General features: G+C 42.3%; 29 protein-coding genes. 28 read left to right on the top strand and 1 reads right to left on the bottom strand.

Features of this window, described 5'->3' with window-relative positions:
- Nucleotide 1: 1 nt before the first annotated feature.
- A complete protein-coding gene (locus Ga0466249_RS11250) occupies nucleotides 2-1,231 on the bottom strand; it encodes a nucleotidyltransferase (protein WP_215829561.1) in 1,230 nt (409 codons plus the stop codon).
- A gap of 184 nt (nucleotides 1,232-1,415) precedes the next feature.
- On the opposite strand from Ga0466249_RS11250, the gene Ga0466249_RS11255 reads away from it, so the two are divergent.
- From Ga0466249_RS11255 to ylqF, 28 genes are all read left to right on the top strand, one after another.
- Nucleotides 1,416-2,621, top strand: a complete 1,206-nt coding sequence (locus Ga0466249_RS11255; protein WP_215829562.1) for an acetate/propionate family kinase — start codon at nucleotides 1,416-1,418, stop codon at nucleotides 2,619-2,621.
- Nucleotides 2,622-2,689: 68 nt separating this feature from the next.
- Nucleotides 2,690-3,208 carry a YceD family protein gene (locus tag Ga0466249_RS11260; RefSeq protein WP_215829563.1) on the top strand — a complete coding sequence of 173 codons (519 nt, stop codon included), beginning with the start codon at nucleotides 2,690-2,692 and terminating at the stop codon, nucleotides 3,206-3,208.
- A gap of 24 nt (nucleotides 3,209-3,232) precedes the next feature.
- Nucleotides 3,233-3,409 (top strand): 50S ribosomal protein L32, encoded by a 177-nt coding sequence (rpmF, locus tag Ga0466249_RS11265; RefSeq protein ID WP_215829564.1) that lies wholly within the window; start codon nucleotides 3,233-3,235, stop codon nucleotides 3,407-3,409.
- Between the two features lie 154 nt (nucleotides 3,410-3,563).
- On the top strand, nucleotides 3,564-4,124 hold the full coding sequence (gene fapR / locus Ga0466249_RS11270; protein WP_215829565.1) for a transcription factor FapR: 561 nt from the start codon (nucleotides 3,564-3,566) through the stop codon (nucleotides 4,122-4,124).
- A gap of 47 nt (nucleotides 4,125-4,171) precedes the next feature.
- The gene (gene plsX, locus Ga0466249_RS11275) at nucleotides 4,172-5,194 is read left to right on the top strand and encodes a phosphate acyltransferase PlsX (RefSeq protein WP_215829566.1); all 1,023 of its coding nucleotides are present in this window, start codon (nucleotides 4,172-4,174) and stop codon (nucleotides 5,192-5,194) included.
- On the top strand, nucleotides 5,184-6,194 hold the full coding sequence (locus Ga0466249_RS11280; protein WP_215829721.1) for a beta-ketoacyl-ACP synthase III: 1,011 nt from the start codon (nucleotides 5,184-5,186) through the stop codon (nucleotides 6,192-6,194). The genes plsX and Ga0466249_RS11280 overlap by 11 nt, the downstream gene beginning before the upstream one ends.
- A complete protein-coding gene (gene fabK / locus Ga0466249_RS11285; protein WP_215829567.1) occupies nucleotides 6,187-7,128 on the top strand; it encodes an enoyl-[acyl-carrier-protein] reductase FabK in 942 nt (313 codons plus the stop codon). Before Ga0466249_RS11280 ends, fabK begins: the two co-directional genes overlap by 8 nt.
- A 16-nt stretch (nucleotides 7,129-7,144) precedes the next feature.
- Nucleotides 7,145-8,089, top strand: a complete 945-nt coding sequence (gene fabD, locus Ga0466249_RS11290; RefSeq protein ID WP_215829568.1) for an ACP S-malonyltransferase — start codon at nucleotides 7,145-7,147, stop codon at nucleotides 8,087-8,089.
- A 1-nt stretch (nucleotide 8,090) separates the two neighbouring features.
- Nucleotides 8,091-8,834, top strand: a complete 744-nt coding sequence (gene fabG / locus Ga0466249_RS11295; RefSeq protein ID WP_215829569.1) for a 3-oxoacyl-[acyl-carrier-protein] reductase — start codon at nucleotides 8,091-8,093, stop codon at nucleotides 8,832-8,834.
- Between the two features lie 36 nt (nucleotides 8,835-8,870).
- Nucleotides 8,871-9,107 (top strand): acyl carrier protein, encoded by a 237-nt coding sequence (locus Ga0466249_RS11300; protein WP_215829570.1) that lies wholly within the window; start codon nucleotides 8,871-8,873, stop codon nucleotides 9,105-9,107.
- 114 nt (nucleotides 9,108-9,221) lie between these two features.
- Entirely contained in the window at nucleotides 9,222-10,169 is a 948-nt protein-coding gene (locus Ga0466249_RS11305) for an NAD(P)H-dependent flavin oxidoreductase (protein ID WP_215829571.1), read from the top strand.
- A 22-nt stretch (nucleotides 10,170-10,191) separates the two neighbouring features.
- Nucleotides 10,192-11,433: a beta-ketoacyl-ACP synthase II gene (gene fabF, locus Ga0466249_RS11310; protein WP_215829572.1), complete on the top strand. Its 1,242-nt coding sequence runs from the start codon at nucleotides 10,192-10,194 to the stop codon at nucleotides 11,431-11,433.
- Nucleotides 11,434-11,439: 6 nt separating this feature from the next.
- A complete protein-coding gene (gene rnc / locus Ga0466249_RS11315; protein WP_376769298.1) occupies nucleotides 11,440-12,165 on the top strand; it encodes a ribonuclease III in 726 nt (241 codons plus the stop codon).
- Nucleotides 12,166-12,240: 75 nt separating this feature from the next.
- Entirely contained in the window at nucleotides 12,241-13,296 is a 1,056-nt protein-coding gene (locus Ga0466249_RS11320; RefSeq protein WP_215829574.1) for an elongator complex protein 3, read from the top strand.
- A 92-nt stretch (nucleotides 13,297-13,388) separates the two neighbouring features.
- The gene (locus Ga0466249_RS11325; protein ID WP_215829575.1) at nucleotides 13,389-13,649 is read left to right on the top strand and encodes a stage V sporulation protein S; all 261 of its coding nucleotides are present in this window, start codon (nucleotides 13,389-13,391) and stop codon (nucleotides 13,647-13,649) included.
- Nucleotides 13,650-13,720: 71 nt separating this feature from the next.
- Nucleotides 13,721-17,314 carry a chromosome segregation protein SMC gene (gene smc / locus Ga0466249_RS11330; RefSeq protein ID WP_246588666.1) on the top strand — a complete coding sequence of 1,198 codons (3,594 nt, stop codon included), beginning with the start codon at nucleotides 13,721-13,723 and terminating at the stop codon, nucleotides 17,312-17,314.
- A 13-nt stretch (nucleotides 17,315-17,327) separates the two neighbouring features.
- On the top strand, nucleotides 17,328-18,245 hold the full coding sequence (gene ftsY, locus Ga0466249_RS11335) for a signal recognition particle-docking protein FtsY (RefSeq protein ID WP_215829577.1): 918 nt from the start codon (nucleotides 17,328-17,330) through the stop codon (nucleotides 18,243-18,245).
- An 87-nt stretch (nucleotides 18,246-18,332) separates the two neighbouring features.
- A complete protein-coding gene (gene ylxM, locus Ga0466249_RS11340; RefSeq protein WP_215829578.1) occupies nucleotides 18,333-18,671 on the top strand; it encodes a YlxM family DNA-binding protein in 339 nt (112 codons plus the stop codon).
- An 18-nt stretch (nucleotides 18,672-18,689) separates the two neighbouring features.
- Nucleotides 18,690-20,036, top strand: coding sequence for a signal recognition particle protein (ffh, locus tag Ga0466249_RS11345; RefSeq protein WP_215829579.1), 1,347 nt, complete (start codon nucleotides 18,690-18,692; stop codon nucleotides 20,034-20,036).
- 53 nt (nucleotides 20,037-20,089) lie between these two features.
- A complete protein-coding gene (rpsP, locus tag Ga0466249_RS11350) occupies nucleotides 20,090-20,371 on the top strand; it encodes a 30S ribosomal protein S16 (RefSeq protein ID WP_215829580.1) in 282 nt (93 codons plus the stop codon).
- Between the two features lie 4 nt (nucleotides 20,372-20,375).
- Nucleotides 20,376-20,606 (top strand): KH domain-containing protein, encoded by a 231-nt coding sequence (locus Ga0466249_RS11355; protein ID WP_215829581.1) that lies wholly within the window; start codon nucleotides 20,376-20,378, stop codon nucleotides 20,604-20,606.
- Nucleotides 20,607-20,619: 13 nt separating this feature from the next.
- Nucleotides 20,620-21,036 (top strand): YlqD family protein, encoded by a 417-nt coding sequence (locus Ga0466249_RS11360; protein ID WP_215829582.1) that lies wholly within the window; start codon nucleotides 20,620-20,622, stop codon nucleotides 21,034-21,036.
- Between the two features lies 1 nt (nucleotide 21,037).
- Nucleotides 21,038-21,556 carry a ribosome maturation factor RimM gene (gene rimM / locus Ga0466249_RS11365; protein ID WP_215829583.1) on the top strand — a complete coding sequence of 173 codons (519 nt, stop codon included), beginning with the start codon at nucleotides 21,038-21,040 and terminating at the stop codon, nucleotides 21,554-21,556.
- The gene (gene trmD, locus Ga0466249_RS11370; protein WP_215829722.1) at nucleotides 21,546-22,295 is read left to right on the top strand and encodes a tRNA (guanosine(37)-N1)-methyltransferase TrmD; all 750 of its coding nucleotides are present in this window, start codon (nucleotides 21,546-21,548) and stop codon (nucleotides 22,293-22,295) included. Before rimM ends, trmD begins: the two co-directional genes overlap by 11 nt.
- Nucleotides 22,292-22,876: an RNA methyltransferase gene (locus tag Ga0466249_RS11375; RefSeq protein WP_215829584.1), complete on the top strand. Its 585-nt coding sequence runs from the start codon at nucleotides 22,292-22,294 to the stop codon at nucleotides 22,874-22,876. Before trmD ends, Ga0466249_RS11375 begins: the two co-directional genes overlap by 4 nt.
- Before the next feature lie 96 nt (nucleotides 22,877-22,972).
- Nucleotides 22,973-23,314: a 50S ribosomal protein L19 gene (gene rplS, locus Ga0466249_RS11380; protein ID WP_215829585.1), complete on the top strand. Its 342-nt coding sequence runs from the start codon at nucleotides 22,973-22,975 to the stop codon at nucleotides 23,312-23,314.
- A gap of 71 nt (nucleotides 23,315-23,385) precedes the next feature.
- On the top strand, nucleotides 23,386-23,913 hold the full coding sequence (lepB, locus tag Ga0466249_RS11385) for a signal peptidase I (protein WP_215829586.1): 528 nt from the start codon (nucleotides 23,386-23,388) through the stop codon (nucleotides 23,911-23,913).
- A gap of 17 nt (nucleotides 23,914-23,930) precedes the next feature.
- Nucleotides 23,931-24,782 carry a ribosome biogenesis GTPase YlqF gene (ylqF, locus tag Ga0466249_RS11390; protein ID WP_215829587.1) on the top strand — a complete coding sequence of 284 codons (852 nt, stop codon included), beginning with the start codon at nucleotides 23,931-23,933 and terminating at the stop codon, nucleotides 24,780-24,782.
- The last annotated feature ends 119 nt before the right edge of the window (nucleotides 24,783-24,901 follow it).

Consider the following 24,901-nt stretch of genomic DNA (forward strand, 5'->3'; position numbering starts at 1 on the left):
CTTAATGGATATATAAGGGAGATCGTATAAAATCTTGATTTCCTGGTTGCCAATGATTTGTAGGAAGACATAATCCGTGTAAATTACTTGCGTGGATATCTAAGGCTAACATTTTTTCGAGGGGAGATTGGGGCTTATCAAGGGAGTGGCTGTTTAAAAAATGGGCCGTTTTTACAATAGCCGGTAGTGAACTTGATTGCTCCATTTTTTTTAGTAGTGCCCGTCCACGTTCGTTAAAAGCGAGCACTCTTGCGTATAAGGGTCCACTTTCATCAAAGGCCAGAAGTTCTTTATTAGTTACGTGCAGGAGGGTGTATAATAAAATGCGCTTAATTTTTGCTGGCGCATAGCGCTTCGATACAATACCTGCCAGCAGGGAGTTCCAGTCTGTTGCAGCAAGGGCAGCGCGTTTTATTTTATGATGAATACCTTCGATCATTTCAGCTTGCAGCGCAAGTTCATCTAAGGAACATTGGCGGAGTGACGTTACAATAGGTTTGGCCAAGGCATTGAGTGTGGCAGGGCCTTGTTGATGCTGTAAGCCTTGTTGAAGTAAGTCAAAAGTAGCTACAGGCATGGCTGCTTTGATAGAAGAAAACGGGACTTCATCGACGATGGCTTTACGAATGGCTGTGGCACTGGCACAAGGCTTGGAAAGCGTTTTATCATGATAGGCAGCACCTTGGCGATTGACTAAGAGTGGCGCTAACTGTGGCGCAAAATCATGAAGAGCACGTAAATATTCAATAGCTAAAATATTATTTGGTGACAGTTTGGCTCCTGTAACCGATTGAATCATTTCAGTTAAGATGGAGGCATAGGATCGACCTGTTTGGCGCATTCTTAATTTAAGACTGGCAATTGTCTCTGGTTTATTTGTCAACTGGGCAGCTTGCATGAGCTTTGTTAGCTGCGTTTCTTCAGCGCCGAAACAGATGTGACTAACGCAGCCGAGTGCTTGCAGCAACTTAATGGCACCTGCTGAAAAATATTGCGCACTGCGCAAGGAAAAAACGATTGGGAGTTCTAAGACCAAGTCGACTCCTGAGGCAATGGCCATATGGGCACGATACCACTTGTCAATAATAGCCGGCTCACCCCGTTGAACGAAAGAACCGCTCATGACAGCAATGACGTCTTCTTGCTGAGATAAACGCCGAGCTTCTTTGATGTGAAATTCGTGACCGTAATGAAAGGGATTATATTCAACAATAATACCGACAGCTCCCATATAAACGGGGCCTCCTTTTCTCTAAATAGGGTATGTCTATTATAACAGATGAAAGAGAAGAAATTATACTGACTGCTGTAAAAAGTAAAGCTAACGGGAAAAGGAAAAATTCCTTTTATGTCGAAGAATATATAGTTAGGTTCTAAATTATGTTTTATGTGTATTATTTTTAAGGAGGATTTTCATGAAAATATTAGTTGTAAATTGTGGAAGCTCGTCGATTAAATATCAATTGGTTGATATGAAAGACGAATCAGTTGTAGCCAAAGGACTTGTCGAAAGAATTGGCATGGAAGGATCCGTGCTTACCCATCAGCCAACTGGTCATGATAAAGTTGTTATTAAGACAGATATGCCGACTCATACAGTGGGCATTAAGCTTGTTCTGGGTGCCTTTGTCAATCCTGATTATGGTGTCATTAAAAGTATGGATGAAATTGGAGCTGTTGGACATCGTGTCGTTCACGGCGGTGAAAAATTCTCGGCCTCTGTTCTGATTACGCCTGATGTTATGCATGGCATTGAAGAATGCATTGATATGGCGCCATTACATAATCCGCCAAATATTGCAGGTATTAATGCTTGTAAAGAAGTAATGCCTAATGTACCTCATGTGGCTGTCTTTGATACGGCTTTTCATCAAACGATGCCAAAATATAGTTTCCTTTATGGTCTGCCTTATGATGCCTATATTAAATATGGTCTACGTCGGTATGGATTCCATGGTACGTCACACAAGTTTGTTTCACAGCGTGCAGCTGCTATGCTTGGCAAGCCGATGAGTGAACTCAAAATGATCACTTGCCATTTAGGTAATGGTTCCAGTGTTGCTGCTGTAAAAAATGGTAAATGTATGGATACAAGTATGGGCTTTACGCCACTAGAAGGATTAGTGATGGGAACGCGTAGCGGCGTTATTGATCCAGCCATTATTCCCTTTTTAATGAAAAAAGCCCATATGACAGGCGACGAGGTTGATAGTTATTTAAATAAAAAATCCGGGGTGCTGGGAATTTCCGGCGTATCCAGTGATTTCCGTGATATTGAAGAAGCTTATCATGAAGGCAATGAACGGGCTGGTTTGGCACTGGACATTTTTGCTTATAAAGTACGGAAATACATCGGATCCTATGCAGCAGCAATGGGTGGCGTTGATGTCATTGTCTTTACAGCGGGACTCGGTGAAAATTCGGCAACAATGCGTGAGAAAATTTGTGAAAACCTTGAATTCTTGGGCGTTTTTATTGATCATGAAAAAAATCAAGTTCGTGGTAAAGAAACCAATCTCAGTGCCCAAAATGCAAAAGTACAAGTGCTGCTTATTCCAACAAATGAAGAATTAATGATTGCGCGTGATACGAATGAAATTTGTAATCCCTTAAAAAAATAAGACAGTCAAGCCTTTTTACTTGACAAAACTTTTCGCTCTGGCTATAATATAAAAATGTTGAGGTGAGCGTGTTGCTTATTTCTGTACTGCAAGTGAAAAAAGAATTAGGTCAAAAGCAATCTTTTCGATTTACTATCACAGCAGATCAATTAGATTTGGGTGATGAGTCTCCTTACGAAGGTGAAATGATTGTGACAGGTAGTGTTATCAACTTAGGTGACAGTTTATTAGTTGAGGGAACTATCGAAGCTTGTAGTCACTATGAGTGTAATCGTTGCCTTGAAGCTTTTCAACGGAAAGAGAAAATTGCATTTGATGAGTGCTTTCGGGAACAAGATCTGCTCTTAAGTTCAGAGCAATCAAAAGATGACTTTTTGACTTATGAGGGCGATGCAATCAAGTTAGATGAGATTGTACGCGAACATCTATTATTAAATGAGCCGCTTCAGCCACTTTGCAGTGAAGACTGTTTGGGCTTGTGCCCGATATGTGGTGTTAATCGTAACAAAACAAGATGTAATTGTACTCTGACAACTGTAGATCCTCGTCTAGCAGTTTTAAGTCAGCTTATACAAGAAAATAGTTAACCCTAATGAGGAGGTGTATATTTCATGGCAGTTCCAAAACGTAAAATGTCCAAAGCTCGTCGTGATGCGCGTCGTGCGAATTGGAAACTTACTGTTCCCCAACTGATTGAGTGCCCGCAGTGTCATCAACCGAAAATGCCTCACCGCGTATGTCCAGAGTGTGGTTTTTATAACGGAAAAGCAGTTGTAACAGCTGAATAATATTTTTTGTGATGAGCAAGATAAAAGGCAGCTAACCTTTGTCTTGTTCATTTTTTTGCGTAGTTGTTTTTGCTTGCTTTTTTGTACTACTCTAGTTATAATTTATATTAGTAACAGGTAATAAAAGTTGTTGATAAAGTTATTAGGTGATTCTATGGCAGGAATGAAAAAAAAAATACGGCAATTGAGGCTGAAAGATGAACTGGATCACAGCCCATTTCTTAAAGATGAGGAACTGGCGCAGCTATTATCTGTCAGTGTACAGACGATTCGATTAGATCGGATGGAACTGGGTATACCAGAGTTGCGTGAACGTATTAAGCAGATGGCCCATTCGGCCCAAGAAAAGATCAAATCGATTGGCAGCGCAGAAGTTGTTGGTGAACTCATTGATTTGGAATTGGGAAAAACAGGCATTTCGCTAATGAATGTAACGGATGAAATGGTATTTGAAAAAACGCGCGTGGCAAGAGGCCATTTTATTTATGCCCAAGCAAATTCACTCGCCTTGGCTGTCATTGATGCACCCGTTGCAGTGACAGGTGTGGCGAATATCAAATATAAAATTCCCATACATATTGGCGATCGATTAATCGCTAAGGCCGAAATTGTAAAAAAACGCGGCAATAAGTATTTTGTATGGGTAAAAACGCGGATTGAAAATCAAGAGGTATTTCGAGCGAAGTTTATCATGGTTTCACTTGATCGTTCATAACCTCCAACGCAAGATGGTTAGTTTCGGGCAATGAAGGGAGATTATTAATGAAGGTTGCGATTGATGCCATGGGAGGCGATTTTGCGCCTCGAGAAATCATATTAGGAGCTATTGAAGCTTTAAAAGTAGTATCTTGTGAAATCGTGTTGGTTGGTGATCAAGAGCTAATTGAGCAGGAACTAAAGAAACAGGGTGTAAGTCCAAACGGTGCGATTACTGTTCATCATGCTAGCGAAGTGATTACGATGCATGACCATCCTGGCGCGGCAGTACGTAAAAAGAAAGATGCGTCTGTCGTTGTGGCGACAAAGCTTGTAAAAGATGGCACTTGTGATGTCGTTATTTCTGCAGGAAGTACAGGTGCAGCAGTTGCTGCGGCCTTATTTGGTCTGGGGCGAATTCAGGGAATTGAACGTCCTTCTATCGCTACACCGATTCCGAATCATACAGGTACGACGGTATTGCTTGATTCGGGTGCTAATGTGGACAGTAAACCAAAACATTTAGTGCAGAGTGCGATTATGGGCTCTATTTATACAGAATATGTGTTAAATATAAAAGACCCTGGAGTAGGACTATTAAATATTGGTGAAGAAGAAACAAAGGGAAATGAATTAACACTTGCGACGTATCCCTTATTACAACAATTAAAAACCATTCGGTTTATTGGCAATGTTGAGGGTCGTGATGTGTTCCGTGGTAATGTGGATGTCGTTGTTTGTGATGGTTTTGTCGGCAATGTGGTGCTCAAAGTAGGCGAAGGTTTTGCTAAAACTATTTTGCAATTAATTAAAGAAGCAATTAAAGCCAGTGGATTATTAACAAAAATCGCTTCTTTAATGATTCTGCCAGCTTTAAAAAAACTGAAAAAGAAAATGGATTATGCAGAATACGGCGGTGCTCCTTTGCTAGGTGTAAATGGTGGATTTATTATTTGTCACGGAAGTTCGAAAGCTAGGGCAATTAAAAATGCAATTCGTGTAGCCCATGAATTTTCAGAAAAGAAAGTGGTAGAACATATCCGCGAAAGCCTTGCGAAAGAGGGTGCTTGTACGCATGATGAAGAATAAGTCAGTCGGTATTATTGGAATAGGTTCTTATGTTCCTGAGCATGAAATGACAAATAAAGATTTAGAAAAACTTGTCAATACAAATGATGAGTGGATTGTGGAACGAACCGGAATTAAATCGAGAAGAATTGCAGCTGATGGTGAAGCCACATCAGATATGGCTGTATTTGCGGCTCAAAAGGCCCTGAATGATGCAGGCGTTGCAGCTGAAGAGATTGATTTGGTTATTGTTGCTACAGCGACGCCTGATATGTCTTTTCCTTCGACAGCTTGTTTAGTGCAAGAGAGAATCGGGGCAAAGCATGCTGCTGCTTTTGATCTTACAGCAGGTTGTTCCGGCTTTGTTTATGGTTTTATTACAGGTTCACAATTTATTCAATCAGGGTTATACAAGAAAGTTCTTGTTATTGGCGCTGAAACGTTGTCGCGTATCTTAGACTGGACTGATCGCAATACGTGTGTTCTGTTTGGTGATGGTGCCGGAGCCGCAGTGCTCGGTGAAGTAGAGGAAGGCTATGGGTTGCTTGGCAGTGAGTTAGGTGCTGACGGTCATGGTGGTGAGCTGTTAAAGTTGCCTGCTGGTGGTTCACGTATACCAGCCAGTCATTCAACTGTTGACCAAAGACAGCATTATGTGTCGATGAGTGGCAATGAAGTGTTTAAGTTTGCTATTAAGATTATGGGCTCAGCAGCACTGAAGGCGTTGGAAAGGGCAGGACTCACGCGGAGTGATGTCGATGTTCTTGTGCCTCATCAGGCCAATATTCGTATTATTCAATCGGCTGCCAAACGTCTTAAAGTGCCGCTAGAGAAAGTTGTAATTAATCTTGATAAATATGGAAATACATCGGCTGCTTCGATTCCTATTGCTCTTGATGAAGCATTTCATTCGGGTGCAATTAAACAAGGTAATGTAGTTGTTCTTGTCGGATTTGGCGCAGGACTTACCTGGGCCTCAGCAGTAATAAAATGGAACAAGGGGGATCATACTATTGGGTAAAACGGACATCTGTGAATTACTGCAGATTGAATACCCCATCATGCAGGGCGGAATGGCTTGGGTGGCCACAGCTGAATTAGCTGCTGCAGTATCAAACGCCGGTGCACTTGGAGTAATCGGTTCCGGACAAATGCCTGCCGATGTCTTACGCAGTGAAATCCGCAAAGCAAAATTGATGACAAATAAACCTTTTGGTGTCAATATTATGCTCATGTCTCCCTTTGTTAGGGAAGTTATGCAAGTAGTGATTGATGAAAAAGTGCCTGTTATTACCACTGGGGCTGGCAATCCTGGTGAATATATTCCAGCTTTAAAGGAAATTAATACAAAAGTCATTCCGGTTGTTGCTTCTGTGGCGCTTGCCAAACGTTTAGAACGCGTCGGCGTGGCGGCCATTATTGCCGAAGGCACAGAAAGTGGTGGACATGTCGGTTCTGTTTCGACAATGGCTCTTGTACCACAGGTAGTGGATGCCATTTCTGTTCCTGTCATTGCAGCAGGCGGTATTGGCGATGCCCGTGGCCTTGTGGCTGCTATGGCCCTTGGCGCACAAGGCGTGCAAATTGGTACGCGATTTGTGGCATCTTCTGAATGCATGGCTCATGAGAATTATAAACAAGCAGTTCTTAAGGCAAGAGATCGTTCCACTGTTGTAACAGGATTATCTACAGGCCATCCAGTGCGCGTAATTGCCAATAAACTTACACGGCAGTTAGAAGCCATGGAACACAGCGGTGCGACAAATGAAGAATTTGATCGGATTGGTGCAGGTAAATTACGAGCGGCGGCTCGTGAAGGCGATGTAACTTATGGTTCCGTCATGATTGGGCAAATTGCCGGCATGGTTAATGAAATTAAGCCTGTTGCCCAAATTATTCAAGATATTGTAGGCGGCATTCCTCAAGTGATGTCGCGATTAAATACAATGTTTTAAATAGGGAGAGGATATAATGGGTAAAATTGCTTTCGTTTTTCCAGGACAAGGTTCTCAGACTGTGGGAATGGGAAAAGAATTTTATGACAATTTTTCAGCCGCAAAACAGATTTTTGAGCAAGCCGACGATGCACTGGGATTTTCAATTACCAACCTGTGTTTCAATGGACCGGAAGAAGAATTACGGAAAACCTATAATACCCAACCAGCTATTTTAACGATGAGTCTGGCTTGTTTTGCGGTGCTCAAAGAAAAGGGCATTGAGCCGGTCATTACAGCAGGACATAGCTTAGGTGAATATTGTGCATTAGTGGCTGCAGGAGCCTTAACGTTCGCTGATGCCGTGCGTCTTGTTCGTAAACGCGGACAGTATATGCAAGAAGCTGTTCCCTTGGGTCAAGGCGGTATGGCAGCTATTATAGGCTTGAACCGTGAGGGTGTGGAGGAAGTTTGTAAGACAATTGAACTAACGGGTGACGTTGTGCAGCCTGTAAATTATAATTGTCCTGGACAAATTGTTATTGCAGGTTCTAGTAGGGGTGTGGAAAAAGCGGCTGAAGCACTCAAGGCTGCTGGTGCGAAACGGGCTATTATCTTGCCTGTTAGTGCACCTTTTCATAGCACGTTAATGAAACCAGCTGCCGAAAAATTAGCAAAAGAGCTGGACAATGTGAAAATTTCTGATACAATCATACCTGTTGTAGCCAATGTGACTGGCAAAATTTTGAGCTCAAGCGAGGAAATTAAATCTTCCTTAGTCAAACAGGCCGCTAGCCCAGTTCTCTGGGAAGACTGCATCGCGACGATAGAGGAATATGGTGTAACAGAAATGATCGAAGTAGGTCCAGGAAAAGTTCTTACAGGATTAACGAAGAAAATTGCTAAAGAGGTTCATACGCTTAATGTGGAAGATTTGGCATCACTCGAAAAAAGCCTTGATTATTTCAAGGAGGTTCGCTAAAATGCATTTAGGCGGTAAAGTGGCAATTGTTACTGGAGCTTCACGGGGTATTGGCCGGGCTGTAGCATTAAAACTGGCTCAGGCAGGCGCAAAAGTCGTAATTAATTATGCAGGAAATGTAAAAGCCGCCGAAGAAGTGCTTGAGAGCATTCAGCATTTAAATGGTGAAGCCATACTTATTCAAGGCGATGTTTCGAAAGCAAGCGATATGGGCGAGCTCATCAAACAAACGCTGGAACAGTTTGGTCGTATTGATATTCTTGTGAATAATGCTGGCATCACGCGTGATAATTTGTTAATGCGTATGAAGGAAGACGATTGGGATGCTGTTCTAAATACGAACCTTAAAGGCGTATACTATTGCACGAAAGCTGTTGCAAAAATCATGATGAAACAGCGTTATGGCAAAATTGTCAATATGACATCTGTTGTAGGTGTCACAGGCAATGCCGGTCAATCCAATTATGCAGCTGCCAAAGCGGGTGTTATCGGATTTACTAAGTCTATGGCCAAGGAATTAGCTTCCCGAAATATTACTGTCAATGCTGTGGCACCTGGGTTTATTGCTACAGACATGACAAAAGATTTGCCTGATGCAGTAAAGGAAACTATGGCAGGCGAAATACCACTTGCAAGACTCGGTCAACCAGATGATATTGGAAATGCCGTGCTGTTTCTTGCTTCAGATTTTTCAAGTTATATTACTGGTCAGACACTTCATGTAGATGGCGGTATGGTAATGTAATTTATATAGTGTTATTTTTGGAAGGAGGTGACGTACATGACAACTTTTGACAAGGTAAAAGAAATCGTAGTTGAACAACTCGGCGTTGAAGAAGCAGACGTAGCAATTGACTCTACTTTCATTGACGACTTGGGTGCTGACTCGCTTGATATTGTTGAATTGATTATGGCTTTTGAAGAGGAATTCAATATTGAAATTCCAGATGAAATCGCTGAAAAAATCAAGACTGTAAAAGATGCTGTTGACTACATAGAGAAAGAAAAACAAGCTTAATTTGTTGAAAAGTTTTTTAAGAAAAGTCCCGTGGAAAAAGATTTTCGCGGGACTTTCTTAAAAAATGCTTGATTTTTTAATGAGAATGTTTCACGGAAACGGAGGAGTTGTTAGTTGAGACTTCCAGAACTTAGAATTGGTCAACTTGTAGCAAAGGTCCCGATTATGCAGGGAGGGATGGCTATTCGTCTTTCTACTGCTCGATTAGCCGCAGCTGTCGCTGAAGAAGGCGGTATTGGCTTGATTGCAGCTTCTGGTATGACTTTTGATGAATTGAGACATGAAATACGTCTCGCACGATCATTAACAAAAGGGATTATCGGTATAAATATCATGGTGGCTGCTCGGCAGTTTGCAGGTATTGTACACACAGCAATAGATGAAGGCATTGATCTGGTTGTTGCAGGTGCCGGCTTTTCACGTGATGTTTTTGGTATGGGGAGAGAATCAGGTACGCCAATCGTACCTATGGTTTCATCGGTAAAAGCAGCGAAAATTTCTGAAAAACTGGGTGCTTCAGCCGTTGTTGTTGAAGGTAGGGAAGCGGGCGGTCATTTAGGAACCAATCAATCTGTTCGTACGATTCTTCCGGATATTGTAAAAGCCGTAAAGATTCCTGCTCTCGGTGCCGGTGGAGTTATTTCGGGACAGGATATTTGTGAAATATTGAAATTAGGCGGAGCCGGTGTACAAATGGGAAGCCGCTTTGCAGCCAGTGAAGAATCAAATGCGGCACCAGCATTAAAAGAGTTTTACTTAAAAGCTAAAGCGGAAGATGTGGTTGTGATTAAAAGCCCTGTGGGTCTTCCCGGTCAGGCGATTCGCAATCCTTTTGTTGAGAAAATACTTGAAGGTACCCAGCCTGCGCCAGATTTTTGCGGAGCCTGCCTGAAACACTGCTCGCAAAGTTTCTGTATTATTAGTGCTTTGATTCGAGCTCAGCAAGGTGATGTAGAGACCGGTCTGGTGTTTACCGGCCAGGACATTCATAAGATAGATGAAATTCTTTCGGTCAAAGAAATATTTACTCGATTAATCAACGAAGCTGAAAAAATTCAGTAAAAGTTTACGTGAGGTGATTAGTTTGAAGAAGAGAGTTGTCGTAACAGGGTTAGGTGTTATTTCTCCGGTTGGTATTGGAAAGGATGCGTTTTGGCAATCTTTGATTGCTGGAAAATCGGGCATTACGCGGATTACCCGATTTGACCCTACTGATTTTGCTACACAAATTGCTGGGGAAGTAAAAGATTTTGATGCGACTCACTATATTGAGAAAAAAGAAGCCAAACGGATGGATCGTTGTACGCAGTTTGCTATTGCTGCAACGAAAATGGCTTTGGAAGATTCGAAACTAGATCTGGATAAAGAAGATCGGGAGCGGATTGGTACTATAATTGGGACAGGCATTGGTGGTATTGAAACGCTTCATGATCAATATAAAACATTGTTTGACAGAGGTCCGAATCGTATTAGTCCATTTTTTGTGCCGATGATGATTGCTAACATGCCTTCAGGGCAAACGTCCATTACCTTTGGTCTCCAGGGACCCTGTGAATGTGTTGTGACGGCTTGTGCAACAGGGACAAATTCCATTGGAGATGCTTATCGTATTATTGAACGCGGTGATGCTGATGTGATGGTTGCTGGTGGTAGCGAAGCGGCTGTTTCTCCAGCAGCTGTAGCTGGTTTCTGTTCGATGAAAGCTTTGTCCACACGCAATGATGAACCAGAAACCGCATCAAGGCCTTTTACGCTTGGACGGGATGGTTTTGTTATGGGTGAAGGCAGTGGCGTAGTGATATTAGAATCACTGGAACATGCTCAGGCACGTAATGCCCACATTTATGCCGAGATAGCTGGTTATGGCTCTAATGCGGATGCTTTTCATATTACCTCGCCAGCTCCTGAAGGGGCCCAGGCAAAAAAATGCATGGAACTCGCCATTAGAGACGCCGGTCTTGATGTAACAGCAGTAGATTATATTAATGCGCATGGTACATCGACATCGCTCAACGATAAAAATGAAACAGTCGCCATAAAGGCGCTCTTTGGTGATCATGCCAAGAAGCTTGCTGTTAGCTCAACGAAATCTATGACAGGCCATCTGCTTGGAGCAGCAGGTGGAATTGAATTTATTGCTTCTGTTTTAGCTATTCAAGAAAGTATTCTTCCGCCAACGATCAATTACGATGAACCAGATCCTGAATTGGATCTGGACTATGTACCAAATAAGGCCCGTAAGCAAGAAGTGAACGTGGCAATCTCCAATTCCTTTGGGTTTGGTGGACACAATGCTACGGTTTTGGCCAAAAAATTTAAAGCTTAATTGATGATGAAACGGATGTTGGATGATCATAGGCGGGCCGAGCTTACAAGGCTTGTTCGCTTTCTTGGAGTTGAAATGAAGGAGTTACTGCTGCTTCATCAGGCTCTGACACATACTTCTTATGCCAATGAAGCTCGGCACAGTGGATCTATTCACAATGAACGGTTAGAGTTTTTGGGTGATGCTGTTTTAGATCTGATTATTAGTGAGAACCTATTTAAACGCTTTCCGCAATTGACGGAGGGAGAGCTAACAAAGGCCAGAGCGAATCTTGTCTGTGAACATACGCTTGCGAAGAAAGCCGCAGAAGCTGATCTTGGTCGTTATTTACTGCTTGGTAAAGGCGAAGCCCTGTCAGGCGGCAGAGAACGTGTATCCATTTTGGCTGATACATTAGAATCGGTTATTGCAGCGGTTTATTTGGATCAAGGGTTTGCAGTCACAACGGACATGGTGTTGCGTTTACTTTCGAAAGAACTGGCCCTTGTCCAAACAGGTGAGTATGTAAAGGATTTTAAAACGTGGTTGCAGGAAGTTGCACAACGAACACCAGATAATAAAATTAGTTATGAAGTTGTTAGTCAGACAGGACCAGATCATGATAAGGTGTTTAAAATTAGTGTTCATTTGAATGATCAGGAGCTTGGCATTGGTATTGGCAAAAGTAAAAAAGAGGCCGAACAGCAGGCAGCTAAACTTGCATTAATGACGCTGAACGTAATTTGTGAATAAACTGGATAGCTACGTACACGAAAGGCGGCCATGGGGTCGTCTTTCTTAATGCACACGAAAGGTTGGGAGTGTTGTTTGAAAAAAAATACTATTATTCCTATCTTTATCCCTCATTATGGTTGTCCTCATCAATGCATATTTTGCAATCAGCATGAGATTACCGGTCAAGAACAGGTGGTAACCCCCGAGTATGTTCGAAGCGTGATAGATGAGTGGTTATCACGTTTCGATTTCGTATCACGGCATATTGAGGTAGCTTTCTATGGCGGCAGTTTTACGGCTTTGTCTTTAACAGAGCAAGCACGTTTATTAGAACCAGCAAAACAGGCGCTTGCCGCCGGAAAAATTGCAACGATTCGTGTTTCAACACGACCCGATTGTATTACACCAGCTATTTTAGCGTTGCTTCAATCAAACGGCGTAGCCACTGTGGAACTAGGTGTACAGTCCCTTGATAATGATGTGTTAAAATTGGCTGGGCGCGGACATACGGCTGAGCAGGTTCGCTTGGCTGTCAGGCAGCTTAAAGAACAAGGCTTTCAGGTAGGAATTCAGCTCATGCCTGGCTTACCTTGTGAAACCTTATTGTCTCTTGTACAAACGGCTATTGGCACGATTGATTTGGCGCCTGATTTTGTTCGAATTTATCCTGTCATTGTATTAGAAGATACGCCGCTTGCTGATCTCTATCGGAGTCAACACTATCAGCCGCTTACATTGGAGCAAGCGGTGGAGCAAACGGCTTTGCTGCGAACTCTTTTCGAGAATCATCATATTACTGTCATTCGTACGGGGTTGCAAGCGACGACGGAGCTTGATAAAACCTCTGTCGTGCTTGCAGGTCCTTATCATCCGGCCTTTGGTGAACTTGTTGAGGCTTATTTGTATCGGCAAGGTGTGGATGCGTGGCTGGAGCAAGTCAATCCCTGTGGAACCGTCACAATTCATTGTGCAGCAAGACAATTGTCAAAAGTGCGGGGACAAAAAAATGGCAATATTTGCTTATGGGCTAAGAATTATCCAGATGCCTGTGTTACGGTGATGTCTGATTTAGTCAAGCAAGATGAGTTGCTTGTAGAGTATAAAAGTACGAAATATGTCATAAAAAAAATAAATAAATTTTCCAGTTAAAAATATGCAAAAGAAGGAATTTTTAGGAAAAGTGCTGAATAACTTTAGTGTAGAAGCCTTTGCAAAGCCCTGAATTCAAAGGAGGTTAAGTAATGGATATACTGAAAGTATCGGCACAATCAAATCCCAAATCTGTTGCAGGCGCACTCGCTGCTGTTTTACGTGAAAAAGGTACAGCTGAAGTTCAAGCAGTAGGTGCAGGGGCGGTTAACCAAGCAATCAAGGCCATTGCTATTGCTCGCGGTTTTGTCGCACCGAATGGAATCGATTTAGTGGCGATTCCCGCTTTTGCCGAAATTATGATTGATGGTGAGGAACGCACAGCGATTCGTTTTATTGTTGAACCGCGGTAAAACAATCTCTGGAAACCTGTTTGCGTGAGCAAGCAGGTTTTTCTTTTATTATAGGGAATAAATAATTGAACATGAAAATTTATACTAGAAAGGTGTTAGTGATTCTTTTGCAGTTACACAAATTAGAGGCTTATGGTTTTAAGTCTTTTGCTGAGAAAACGGTCCTTGAACTTGGGGCAGGTGTGACTGCTATTGTCGGACCGAATGGTAGTGGTAAAAGCAATGTGGCTGATGCTATCCGCTGGGCTTTGGGTGAACAAAGCATGAAGAGCCTCCGTGGGGCAAAAAGCGAAGACATTATTTTTTCCGGTAGTTCGGCAAGACGGGCTCTGGGGCTGGCGGAAGTTTCGCTGTATTTTGATAACAGTGATGGACTTCTACCTGTTGATTTTGCTGAAGTAGTTATTACACGACGCATTTTTCGGTCGGGTGACAGCGAGTTTTTTATTAATAAAAGTCCTTGCCGTTTGAAAGATATTCATGAACTTTTTGCTGATACAGGTGTGGGGCGTGATTCCATGATGGTTATCGGCCAAAATAAAATTGACGAAATTTTAAATGCAAAGCCGGAAGAACGTCGCCTGATTTTTGAAGAAGCAGCAGGTATTATGAAATACAAACAACGTAAGCGGGACTCTGTACGCAAAATTGAGGAGACAGATAGTAATGTGACGCGTCTTGAAGATATTACTAGTGAAATTGAAGGCCAATTGGGTCCGCTCAAAGACAGTGCTGTCAAGACAAAGCAGTACAATGAGCTTCATGATGAATGGCTCGCTTGTCAGGTCAGTCAACTCTTACAGCGACTCACCAAAGCAGAACAAATCCTTGTCGGGGCGCGCAGCGATTACCAGCAATTTGCGGAGCAGGAGGTTATATTTAGTTCCAAATTGGCTGTTGCTGATACAGAGCGGGACAAGCAAACGAGTGAGTTGGCTAAGGCGGATGAAGCTTGTCGTAATGTATCTTTGCAGCTTAAGCAGATTGAAGAAGAGCTTACAAAACACGAGGCGACAGTCGGTATTCTTGATGAACGTCAGAGCCAAAACCGTCGGGAACTAGAAAGGTTAGTTGCTGATCGGACGTCTCTAGTTGATAAGACGGCTGAAAATCGGGATAAAAGTAAGCGATCCTATGCAGAATATGAGATCAAGCTGCAGGAGCAACAATCTTTACAGGACAAACTGGTTTTGCTTGAAGGGCAGCAAAAGAATGCTGAGGACGCTCAAGCTCAGTTGACGAAGCAAATTGAAACAGGGAAAGAACAAATTTTTGATTGTATGCAAGAACTTGTTTCACAGCGTAATCGATGTCGTGAGCTTGAAAAAGAGCTGCATGGTCTGGACGGACAGAAAGAAAGTCAGTCAGTTGAGGTGGCAAAAGAACAGCAACAGCTGGAAAAATTAGAAATTTTCTATCAAGAGAAAACAGCAGACCTTGCTCAGTTAAAAGCTCAGCAGCTTGCTGAAAAGGAACAGCACGTTTTATTATTAACGAGTAAAAAAGAATTGGAACAAGAATTAGGACGCTTAAAACAGCAGGAGACACAGCTTCAACTTCGTTTAAATGACAGGTTGACACGCAAGAAGTTACTTGTTCATATGCAGCAGGATTATGATGGTTTTGGCAAGGGGATTAAGAGCATTTTAAAAAGTGATGCGCCTTGGCGCTCTCAGGTTTTTGGGGCGGTAGCGGAGCTTATTCAAGTTCCGCCTCACCTTGTTACAGCCATTGAAATTGCCCTGGGTGGTGCGGCTCAGCACTTAATTACGGATCATGCCCAGACGGCTCAGGCGGCTATTCACTATTTAAAGAAAAATCATTTTGGGCGAGTCACTTTTTTGCCGCTCGATACGGTACAGTCCTATTCCAGGCGCGATGCGGAACGATCGTCAGCACAGGAGCAAGGGGTGCTTGGTTTTGCCAGTGAGCTTGTTACTTATGATAAGGCTTATGCTTTAGCTATGGCGCATGTATTGGGGCGAACCCTCATTGTTGATACACTTGATCATGCCTTGGTTATTGCCAAAAAGTATCGTTATTCTTTGCGTATGGTGACTTTGGAGGGGGAACTGGTGAGTCCCGGCGGTTCTTTAACAGGCGGGAGTTCACAGCGACGGGAAAATAGCTTCATCGGACGCCAAAGTGAAATTAATCGACTGGATAGCGAAATTGAATCACAACGCCAAGTTGTTTTGGATCAGCAGCAGCAGAGTCAGGCTGCTTGTGAGCAGCTTAAGCAGTTTGACGAGAAACTGGTTCTTTGCCAAGCAGTTCTTCAGGAAAACGAAGTCAGTCAGGCACAACGACTTGTACAAAATCAACAGACTTTACAAGACATTCAGCGCATTCGTCAGTCTGTCAAAAATTTAATGACAGAAAAACAGCTTCGTGAAGAGCAAGTGAAACAGTTAGGTGCTGATCTCGTTCTTGTGCAGCAAACAGTTAGCCGCCTGGAACAAGAGGATGATGAGCGCAAGCAGACTGTTACGGCTTGGCAGGAAAAAAATAAAATTCAGCAAGCAAGTTTGGCATCCATTACGGAACAAGTGACAGGACTAAGAATAGCAATGTCTGCCTTGACACAACAGCTTCAATCTGTGGGACAGAATCGTAGGCTATATGAAGCGAACTTACGTGAAACAGAAAATCAACTCGATTTATTAATGAAGCAGCAGGATAAGGCGCAAGTCTGTCTTGATGAAACAGCCACTGAATTACTTAGAATTTCAGAACTGAAAAAACGTCTTGCAGCAGAAAAGCAGGAACAAGAATTAAAACTGCGGCAATTTGAGCAGCAAAAATTAGTTGCTTTAAGTGCTGTTGCGGCGTGTGATAAGGATGCCAAGGCCATCCACAAGCAATTACAAGAAGTACAAGGACGTAGTCACGAACGAGAACTGCTTATAACGAAATATGATGCCGAAGTTGCTGCCTGCAATACACAGCTAGAATCGCAGTTCCAACTGACGCGTGAGACAGCACAGTCCTATTATCAGGAGCGTCCGATTGACGAACTTCTTGCAGTAGGTAAACGTCTAGAGCGTCAAATAGCCGAACTCGGGCCTATTAATGCCGGGGCCATTGAAGAATTTACGCGCCTCAAAGAACGGTATGATTTTTTGATGCAGCAAGTTGACGATTTAATTGAAGCCAAGAAGTACTTAGTGTCCATTGTTCAGGAAATGGATCAGACTATGAGTAAGCAATTTAAACAAGCGTTTGATAAAATTAATGATTATTTTCATCAAATATTTACCAAGCTATTTGGGGGTGGACAAGCTAAGCTTGTTTTAACTTCACCTCATGAACTGCTTGATACAGGCATTGATATTATTGTTCAGCCGCCAGGCAAAAAACAGCAGTATTTATCACTGTTTTCGGGTGGGGAGCGATCATTAACAGTCATTGCATTACTATTTAGTTTCTTAAGTTATCGACCCGCGCCATTTTGCATGGTTGATGAAATTGATGCGGCTCTCGATGAAGCGAATGTCACGAGGTTTAGTGAATTTTTAAAAGAATATGCGGAAAATACGCAATTTATTGTTGTTACGCATCGAAAGGGAACGATGGAAATTGCCGATGTCCTTCATGGTATTACCATGGAAGAATCAGGTGTTTCCAAACTTCTATCCGTTAAATTTGCTAAGCAAGTAGGCTAAAGGGGAGTTACAGATGGGCTTTTTTGATAAATTGAAAACAGGTCTAGACAAGACACGCAAGAATTTTACAAATAAAATTGATCAACTGATTACAGGTTATGCACAAATTGATGAAGAATTTCTGGAAGAGTTAGAAGCTGTGCTCATTTCGGCTGATGTAGGTATAAAAACAACGATGATTCTGATGGATAAGGTCCGTCAAGGCATTAAAAACAAGGAAATTAATAGCCCCGATGATTTAAAACCTTTTTTGCGGCAGGAACTTACCCAGTTTCTTATTGAGGGGGTGGAACCACTTCAATTGGCTGAAAATCCACCTACAGTTATTCTTGTTGTGGGTGTCAATGGTGTAGGGAAAACAACGACAATCGGTAAATTGGCGCACTATTACAAAGAGCAGGGAAAAAAGGTGCTGCTTGCAGCTGCTGATACCTTTCGGGCGGCAGCTGTAGAGCAACTGGAAATCTGGAGCGATCGCAGCCACGTCGATATTGTCAAACATGAAGAAGGAGCTGATCCTGCGGCTGTAGTGTATGATGCCGTTCAAGCTGCCAAGGCACGTAAAACAGATATTGTGATTATCGATACAGCTGGCCGACTTCATACGAAATCCAATCTTATGGAAGAACTAAAAAAGATGTGTCGTGTCGTCAATCGTGAAATTCCGGGAGCGCCTCATGAAACATTGTTAGTTCTTGATGCGACAACTGGTCAAAATGCGATTAACCAGGCCAAAATATTTGGTGAAGCAGCAGGAGTGACAGGTGTCGTTTTAACAAAGCTTGATGGAACAGCAAAAGGCGGCGTTGTCATTGCTATCAAAACAGAGCTCCAAATTCCAGTGAAATGGATTGGCGTGGGCGAGGGTGTTAGTGACCTCAGGCCCTTTAATCCCGAAGAATTTGCGTCAGCATTATTTCCTGACAAGTAAAAAACTTGACAGCTGCTTGGATTGTGATATAATAGCCAAGGTAAAGGTATTCTACTTGTCAGCATTTCTGACAGAAGGTGATGTTTTTTGTTAGACAAGGTGCTGAAAATTAGCGCGCTTTACGATTTTTATGGTGCTCTATTGACTGAAAAACAGCAAACTTCTTTGGAACTGCATTATTTCCAAGATCTTTCGTTGTCGGAAATTGCTGAGCAACTCGAAGTTTCACGTCAGGCTGTTTATGATTTGTTAAAACGAGCTGAACAAATTTTAGATGAGCACGAAGAAAAATTACAGCTTGTTGCACGACATCACGAAGAGAGACAGTTGCTTAGAGAAGTCTTTCAGCTTTTAGATCAGTCGCAGCTGGCTGATGTTGAAGTGGTCCAAGTAGCAAAAAATAAATTAAAACGTCTAATTGAGTAAAATGTAAGGAGACGTCTCATGATATTTGAAGGATTAGCAGATAAACTTCAGGCAACTTTTCAAAAATTACGCGGTCACGGTAAGTTATCTGAGGCTGATGTCAATGAAGCGATGCGTGAAGTACGCATGGCACTTCTTGAGGCCGATGTGAATTTTAAAGTAGTAAAAGATTTTGTTGCCAAAGTCAAGGAACGTTCCGTCGGTCAAGAAGTGATGGAAAGCTTAACACCGGCACAATTTGTTATAAAAATTGTTCATGATGAACTGACTCAGCTAATGGGTGGAACACAAAGTCGGATTGCCATTTCTTCCCGTCCGCCGACAGTTATTATGCTTGTTGGTTTACAAGGTGCAGGTAAAACAACAACAGCAGGTAAATTGGCCTTGACATTGAAAAAGCAAGGTAAGCGGCCACTGCTTGTTGCAGGTGACGTTTATCGTCCGGCAGCAATTAAACAGCTTGAGGTTGTTGGTAAACAAGTGGATACGCCTGTTTTCACACTTGGTGATAAGGTAAGCCCTGTTGAGATTGCCAAACAAGCCATTGATCATGCACTTGCTTATTTAAATGATGTAGTCATTGTGGATACGGCAGGGCGGCTGCACATTAACGAAGAATTAATGAATGAACTGAAGCAAATTAAGCAACAGGTGAAGCCTCATGAAATTTTGCTTGTTGTGGATGCCATGACAGGGCAGGATGCGGTCAATGTAGCACAGAATTTTGATCAAGACCTAGGTCTTGACGGGGTCATTTTAACGAAGCTTGATGGCGATGCGCGTGGTGGTGCAGCCCTTTCAATTAAAGCCGTTACAGGCAAACCTATTAAATTTACTGGTATGGGCGAAAAATTGGATGCTTTGGAACCTTTTTATCCTGAACGCATGTCGTCGCGTATTCTGGGCATGGGTGATGTGCTGAGTTTGATTGAAAAGGCGCAAGAAAACATTGATATAGATAAAGCCAAGGCGCTGGAAAAAAAGTTGCGTAAAGAAGACTTTACGCTAGATGATTTTCTTGAACAGATGCAGCAAGTTAGGAAACTTGGCTCGATGGAACAAATTTTAGGTATGATTCCTGGGATGGGAAGCCTAAAAAACAAGCTCAAAGGTGCCGAGTTTGATGAGAAAGAACTGAAGCATATTGAAGCCATTATTTATTCAATGACACCAAAGGAACGGAAAACACCCGCCGTTATTAATGGCAGTCGTCGTAAACGCATTGCTACAGGCAGTGGAACCCGTGTACAAGAAGTCAATCGATTGCTAAAGCAATTCGCCGATGCGAAAAAGATGATGAAGGGTTTTGCAAAAATGAAATCAGGCAATAAGAAGATGCCTTTTAAAATGCCATTCCTGCAATAGCAGTGGAATAGAATAAAGTTTTTGTGATATTTTATAAAGGAGGTGATTTTGTTATGGCAGTTAAAATTCGTTTAAAACGTCTGGGTGCAAAGAAAAGCCCTTTTTATCGTGTAGTTGTTGCTGATTCTCATTTTCCACGTGATGGCCGTCAAATTGAAACAATTGGTCAGTACGATTCCACCATGCAACCTGCTATCATTAAAATTGATGAAGAAAAAGCGATTGAATGGTTAAGCAAAGGTGCTCAACCGACTGATACAGTAAAATCTTTGTTCAGCAAATTGGGTATTATGAAGAAGTGGGATGAACTGAAGCGTTCTAAGAAAGAGGCGTAAGTCAATGACTGATTTAATAGAAGTTATCGCCAAAGCCTTAGTAAGAAATCCCGACAAAGTCAGTGTGACCGAATCGGTCGATAATGAAATCCTTATTTATAAGCTCCATGTGGCAGCGGAAGATATGGGAAAAATTATCGGAAAACAGGGACGGATTGCGAAAGCACTTCGTACTGTCGTGAAAGCGGCTGCCTCGCGGGAAAATAAAAAAGTGATGGTTGAAATCATTGAGTGAGGTGGCGTTTGTCATGGATCAAGCACAACAAGTGACGCTGAAGTGCCCAGTAACCATAAAAGCCAAAGTAACAGAAAACTTAAAAAAGCAATTGACAAGTGATATCGAGGAAGCCATTAAACGGGCGGATACGGAATTGCAGCAAATTGATTTCCAGGGGAAACGGGCGCTTGCTGAGCAAGCCAAGCAGGATGCACAGGGATTAGTTGGCCTGCGTCAGCAAATCAATGCAGAAATGCAAAAACGCATCGATTTCAAAGCACAAATGGAAGCGAAGTTAAAAGAAACAACCGAGCTCGAAATTGGTGTAGAAATCGTTCAAGGAACATTGGAACAATTTGTAACACTTGGAATGGGCGATGATTTAAATCAAGCCATGTCAACTGAGATATTGCTTGAAGACGGCAAAATTATTGCCTTGCGAAGTTAAGATGATGAAAAATTTGATAGCTGTAGGAAAAGTTATTGCCCCGCACGGTGTGCGGGGTGAACTTCGTATCATGCCTCTAACGGATTTCCCTGACCGATTTGAGCAGTTAAGTTCCCTGTTACTTGAGGATGAGAAGTCACTCACGATTGCTCAAGTAAGATATCATAAGCAGTATGTTTTGTTAAAATTTAAAGGCCTTGATTCGCGTAATGATATTGAGTGGCTCAGCGGAAAAATTCTTTATATTCCACGCGATCAAGTTATGCCTTTGTCTGAAGGCCAGTATTATCAGTTCGATTTACTTGGTCTTGAGGTTTTTACTGAAGACGAACAGTATTTAGGTAAACTGACAGATATTCTGGAGACAGGCAGTAATGATGTTTATGTCATTGAACAGGAACAGTCAGGTAGTAAGCCGTTACTTATTCCCGCCTTGAAAAAAGTTGTGAAGAAGATTGATCTTGAGAATAAAAAAATGATCGTAGTCTTGCAGGAAGAATGGGATGACCATGCGCATTGATATTGTTTCACTCTTTCCAGAGATGTTTGATGGGCCTTTGGGCCATAGTATAATCAAGCGTGCTCGTGATGCGGCATTATTAGACATTGTCATTACGAATCCTCGCATCTTTACAGAAGATAAACATCATATTGTCGATGATATGCCTTTTGGCGGCGGTGCCGGCATGGTCATGAAGCCTGACCCGATCTTTCGGGCTGTCCAAAGTCTGTGCGGGGAGACACTCCCTTCTAAGCGGCGGATAATTCTTATGTGTCCAAGTGGTCAGCCCTTTACTCAGGAGAAAGCCAAGGAACTTGCCACATTCGATCAATTGATCTTCGTTTGTGGTCACTACGAAGGTGTGGACGAGCGGGTTCGCAAATACCTTGTTGATGAATGTATTTCTATTGGCGATTATGTACTCACTGGCGGTGAGCTTCCGGCCATGGTTATTACGGATACTGTATCGCGGATGATTCCCGGCGTTCTTGGCGCACCCGAGGGGGCAGAAGAGGATTCTTTTTATCATGGTCTCTTGGAATATCCACAATATACGCGTCCCCGTGAATTTGAAGGAATGACAGTGCCTGACATCCTTCTTTCTGGTGATCATGCGAAAATTGCGCGTTGGCGTCGGAAAGAATCCCTTCGCCTGACGCTACAAAAACGGCCTGATTTATTAAAATCTGCTGAACTTTTGGACACGGATCGACGCTTGCTGCGAGAAATAGAACAGGAAGGCGGCGACGAAGAGTGAGTAAGACCTATATTGGACTGGTGCATTATCCCATTTATAACCGCAATAACGAAGTCGTAACAACCGCCATTGCTAATTTTGATATTCATGATTTAGCCCGTACATCACGGACCTATAATATTAAAAATTATTTTATTATCCATCCGCTGGAAAGTCAGATTCGCTTGGCTCAAGATGTCATGGATTACTGGAAAACGGGTGTTGGCAGTAAGTATAATTTGGATCGTAAAGAAGCTTTTACAACGGTTGAAACAGTGCCTGACATAGAGGCGGCTGTGGATCAGATTACTGCCAAGGAACAGGCTCGTCCCATTGTTGTTACAACAGATGCTAGGATTTATCCCAATACGATTTCTTATGGTCATTTGCGCGAAAAAATTGCTCAGAATGATCATCCTTGCTTATTGTTGTTTGGGACAGGTTTTGGTTTAGAAAAGACCATGATGAATCAATTTGATTATATTTTGGAACCCATTTATGGTGGTGGTGAATATAATCATCTTCCGGTACGGGCGGCTGTTGCTATCATACTGGATCGATTACTTGGAGAAGCTTGGTGGCAGGCGGGAAATACAGATTGATTTTTTTTTGTAAATAGGATATAATAAGTTTTGTGTAAAATGGATGGTCCTCTGCTTGACGAAGGCACGAACATCTAATTAAGGAGGAAATTACAAATGAATATTATTCAAGCTTTAGAACAAGAACAACTTCGCCAAGACATTCCGGTTTTTCGTCCGGGAGATACGGTTCGTGTCCATGTAAAAGTAGTCGAGGGTACACGGGAACGTATTCAGTTATTTGAAGGTGTTGTGATTAATCGTAAAAGTGGTGGCGTTCGTGAAACATTCACAGTAAGACGTATTTCTTACGGCGTGGGTGTAGAACGTACTTTCCCAGTGCATTCCCCTCGGATTGATAAAATTGAAGTGGTTCGTAAAGGTATTGTTCGTCGGGCAAAATTGTATTATTTACGTAGTTTAACTGGTAAAGCAGCTCGCATTAAAGAAAAACGCTAATCTAAAAGGGACTGATATCAGTCCCTTTTGTTTCATTATTTTCATTGGCAAATTGCGTGAGGAGGTTTTTTATGAGTACTCGTTTAGGGGAAGAAATCAAAGATTGGGTTATATCTATTTTAGTCGCTATTGTTATTGCTTTTTTTATCCGCTATTTTATTGTGGAACTTTATATTGTTGAAGGTCCTTCCATGCAGCCGACCCTTGAAAATAGCGAGCGACTTGTTGTAAATAAGTTTATTTATCGTTTTAAACAGCCTGAAAAGGGTGATGTCCTTGTTTTTAAATATCCTCAAGATCAAAGTCGCGATTTTATTAAGCGGGTCATTGCTACAGCTGGCGATTCCATTGAAATAAAAGAGAACCATGTTTATGTTAATGGGAAACTCATTAATGAGCCTTATATTCTGGATGAGCCCATGAAGGGGTCTTATCCTCTCGCCGTTGTTCCTGAAGGGCATGTTTTTGTTATGGGGGATCATCGCAATAATTCAGAAGACAGTCGGTTCCGCGATGTTGGATTTGTTCCGCTGGAGCTAATCAAAGGCAAGGCTGTGCTGGTATTCTGGCCAGTCAGTCAGTTTAAAGCCCTGCCATAACACGGAGGAAAAACTGAATGCATATTCATTGGTTTCCTGGTCATATGACCAAGGCGAAACGTATGATTGAATCACAACTGCGGTTGGTCGATGTGGTGATTGAGCTTTTAGATGCGCGCATTCCCCTCAGTAGTTCCAATCCGCTCATTCCTACCATTACGAAAGATAAACCGCGTGTTATTGCTTTAAATAAAAGCGATATGGCGGATCGTTCTTTTACAGACGATTGGATTCACTATTATAAAGATAAGGGAATCCACGTCGTTGCCATTGATTCCATGACAGGTAAAGGTACAAAACAGCTTGTCAGCCAAGTAGAAATCTCTGTAGCTGATAAGATAGCACGACTCAAAGCCAAGGGGATTCAAAACCGTAGTGTCCGGGCCATGATATTGGGTATTCCCAATGTAGGAAAGTCTTCGCTTATTAATCGTCTGCTTGGCAGTGCTACGGTCAAAACCGGCGATAAGGCCGGTGTGACGCGAGGTCAGCAGTGGATTAAAATTGGTAAGAATCTGGAACTTCTTGATACGCCTGGTGTACTTTGGCCCAAGCAAAATGATCAGGAAGTAGCGTTTAAATTGGCTGTAACAGGTGCCATGAATGACGAAGTCTTTGATATGGAAGAAGTCGCTTTGAAACTTCTAGAAACTTTGAGCTTTGATTATCCCGTCAACTTGATTGAACGGTATAAACTGTCTGAACCTTTGCCTAGCGTGTCACAGGAATTACTTGAACTGATTGGGCGTAAGCGCGGTTGTATTCGTAGTGGCGGTGTCATTGATACAGAAAAGGTGATTCGTATGATTATCACTGAATTTCGGACAGGGAAGCTTGGCTCCATCTCATTGGATCGCGTACCTTGTTAAGTCAAGTGAATGACAAAAAAAGACTGGAAGGAGCTTTCCAGTCTTTTTATAATACATAGAAAGTAAGTTGAAAGGCACAGGAACCATATTGTGGGTGATATATGATTTCAGTGTCTGTT

The organism is Pelorhabdus rhamnosifermentans, assembly GCF_018835585.1.
GTDB lineage: Bacteria > Bacillota > Negativicutes > UMGS1260 > UMGS1260 > Pelorhabdus > Pelorhabdus rhamnosifermentans.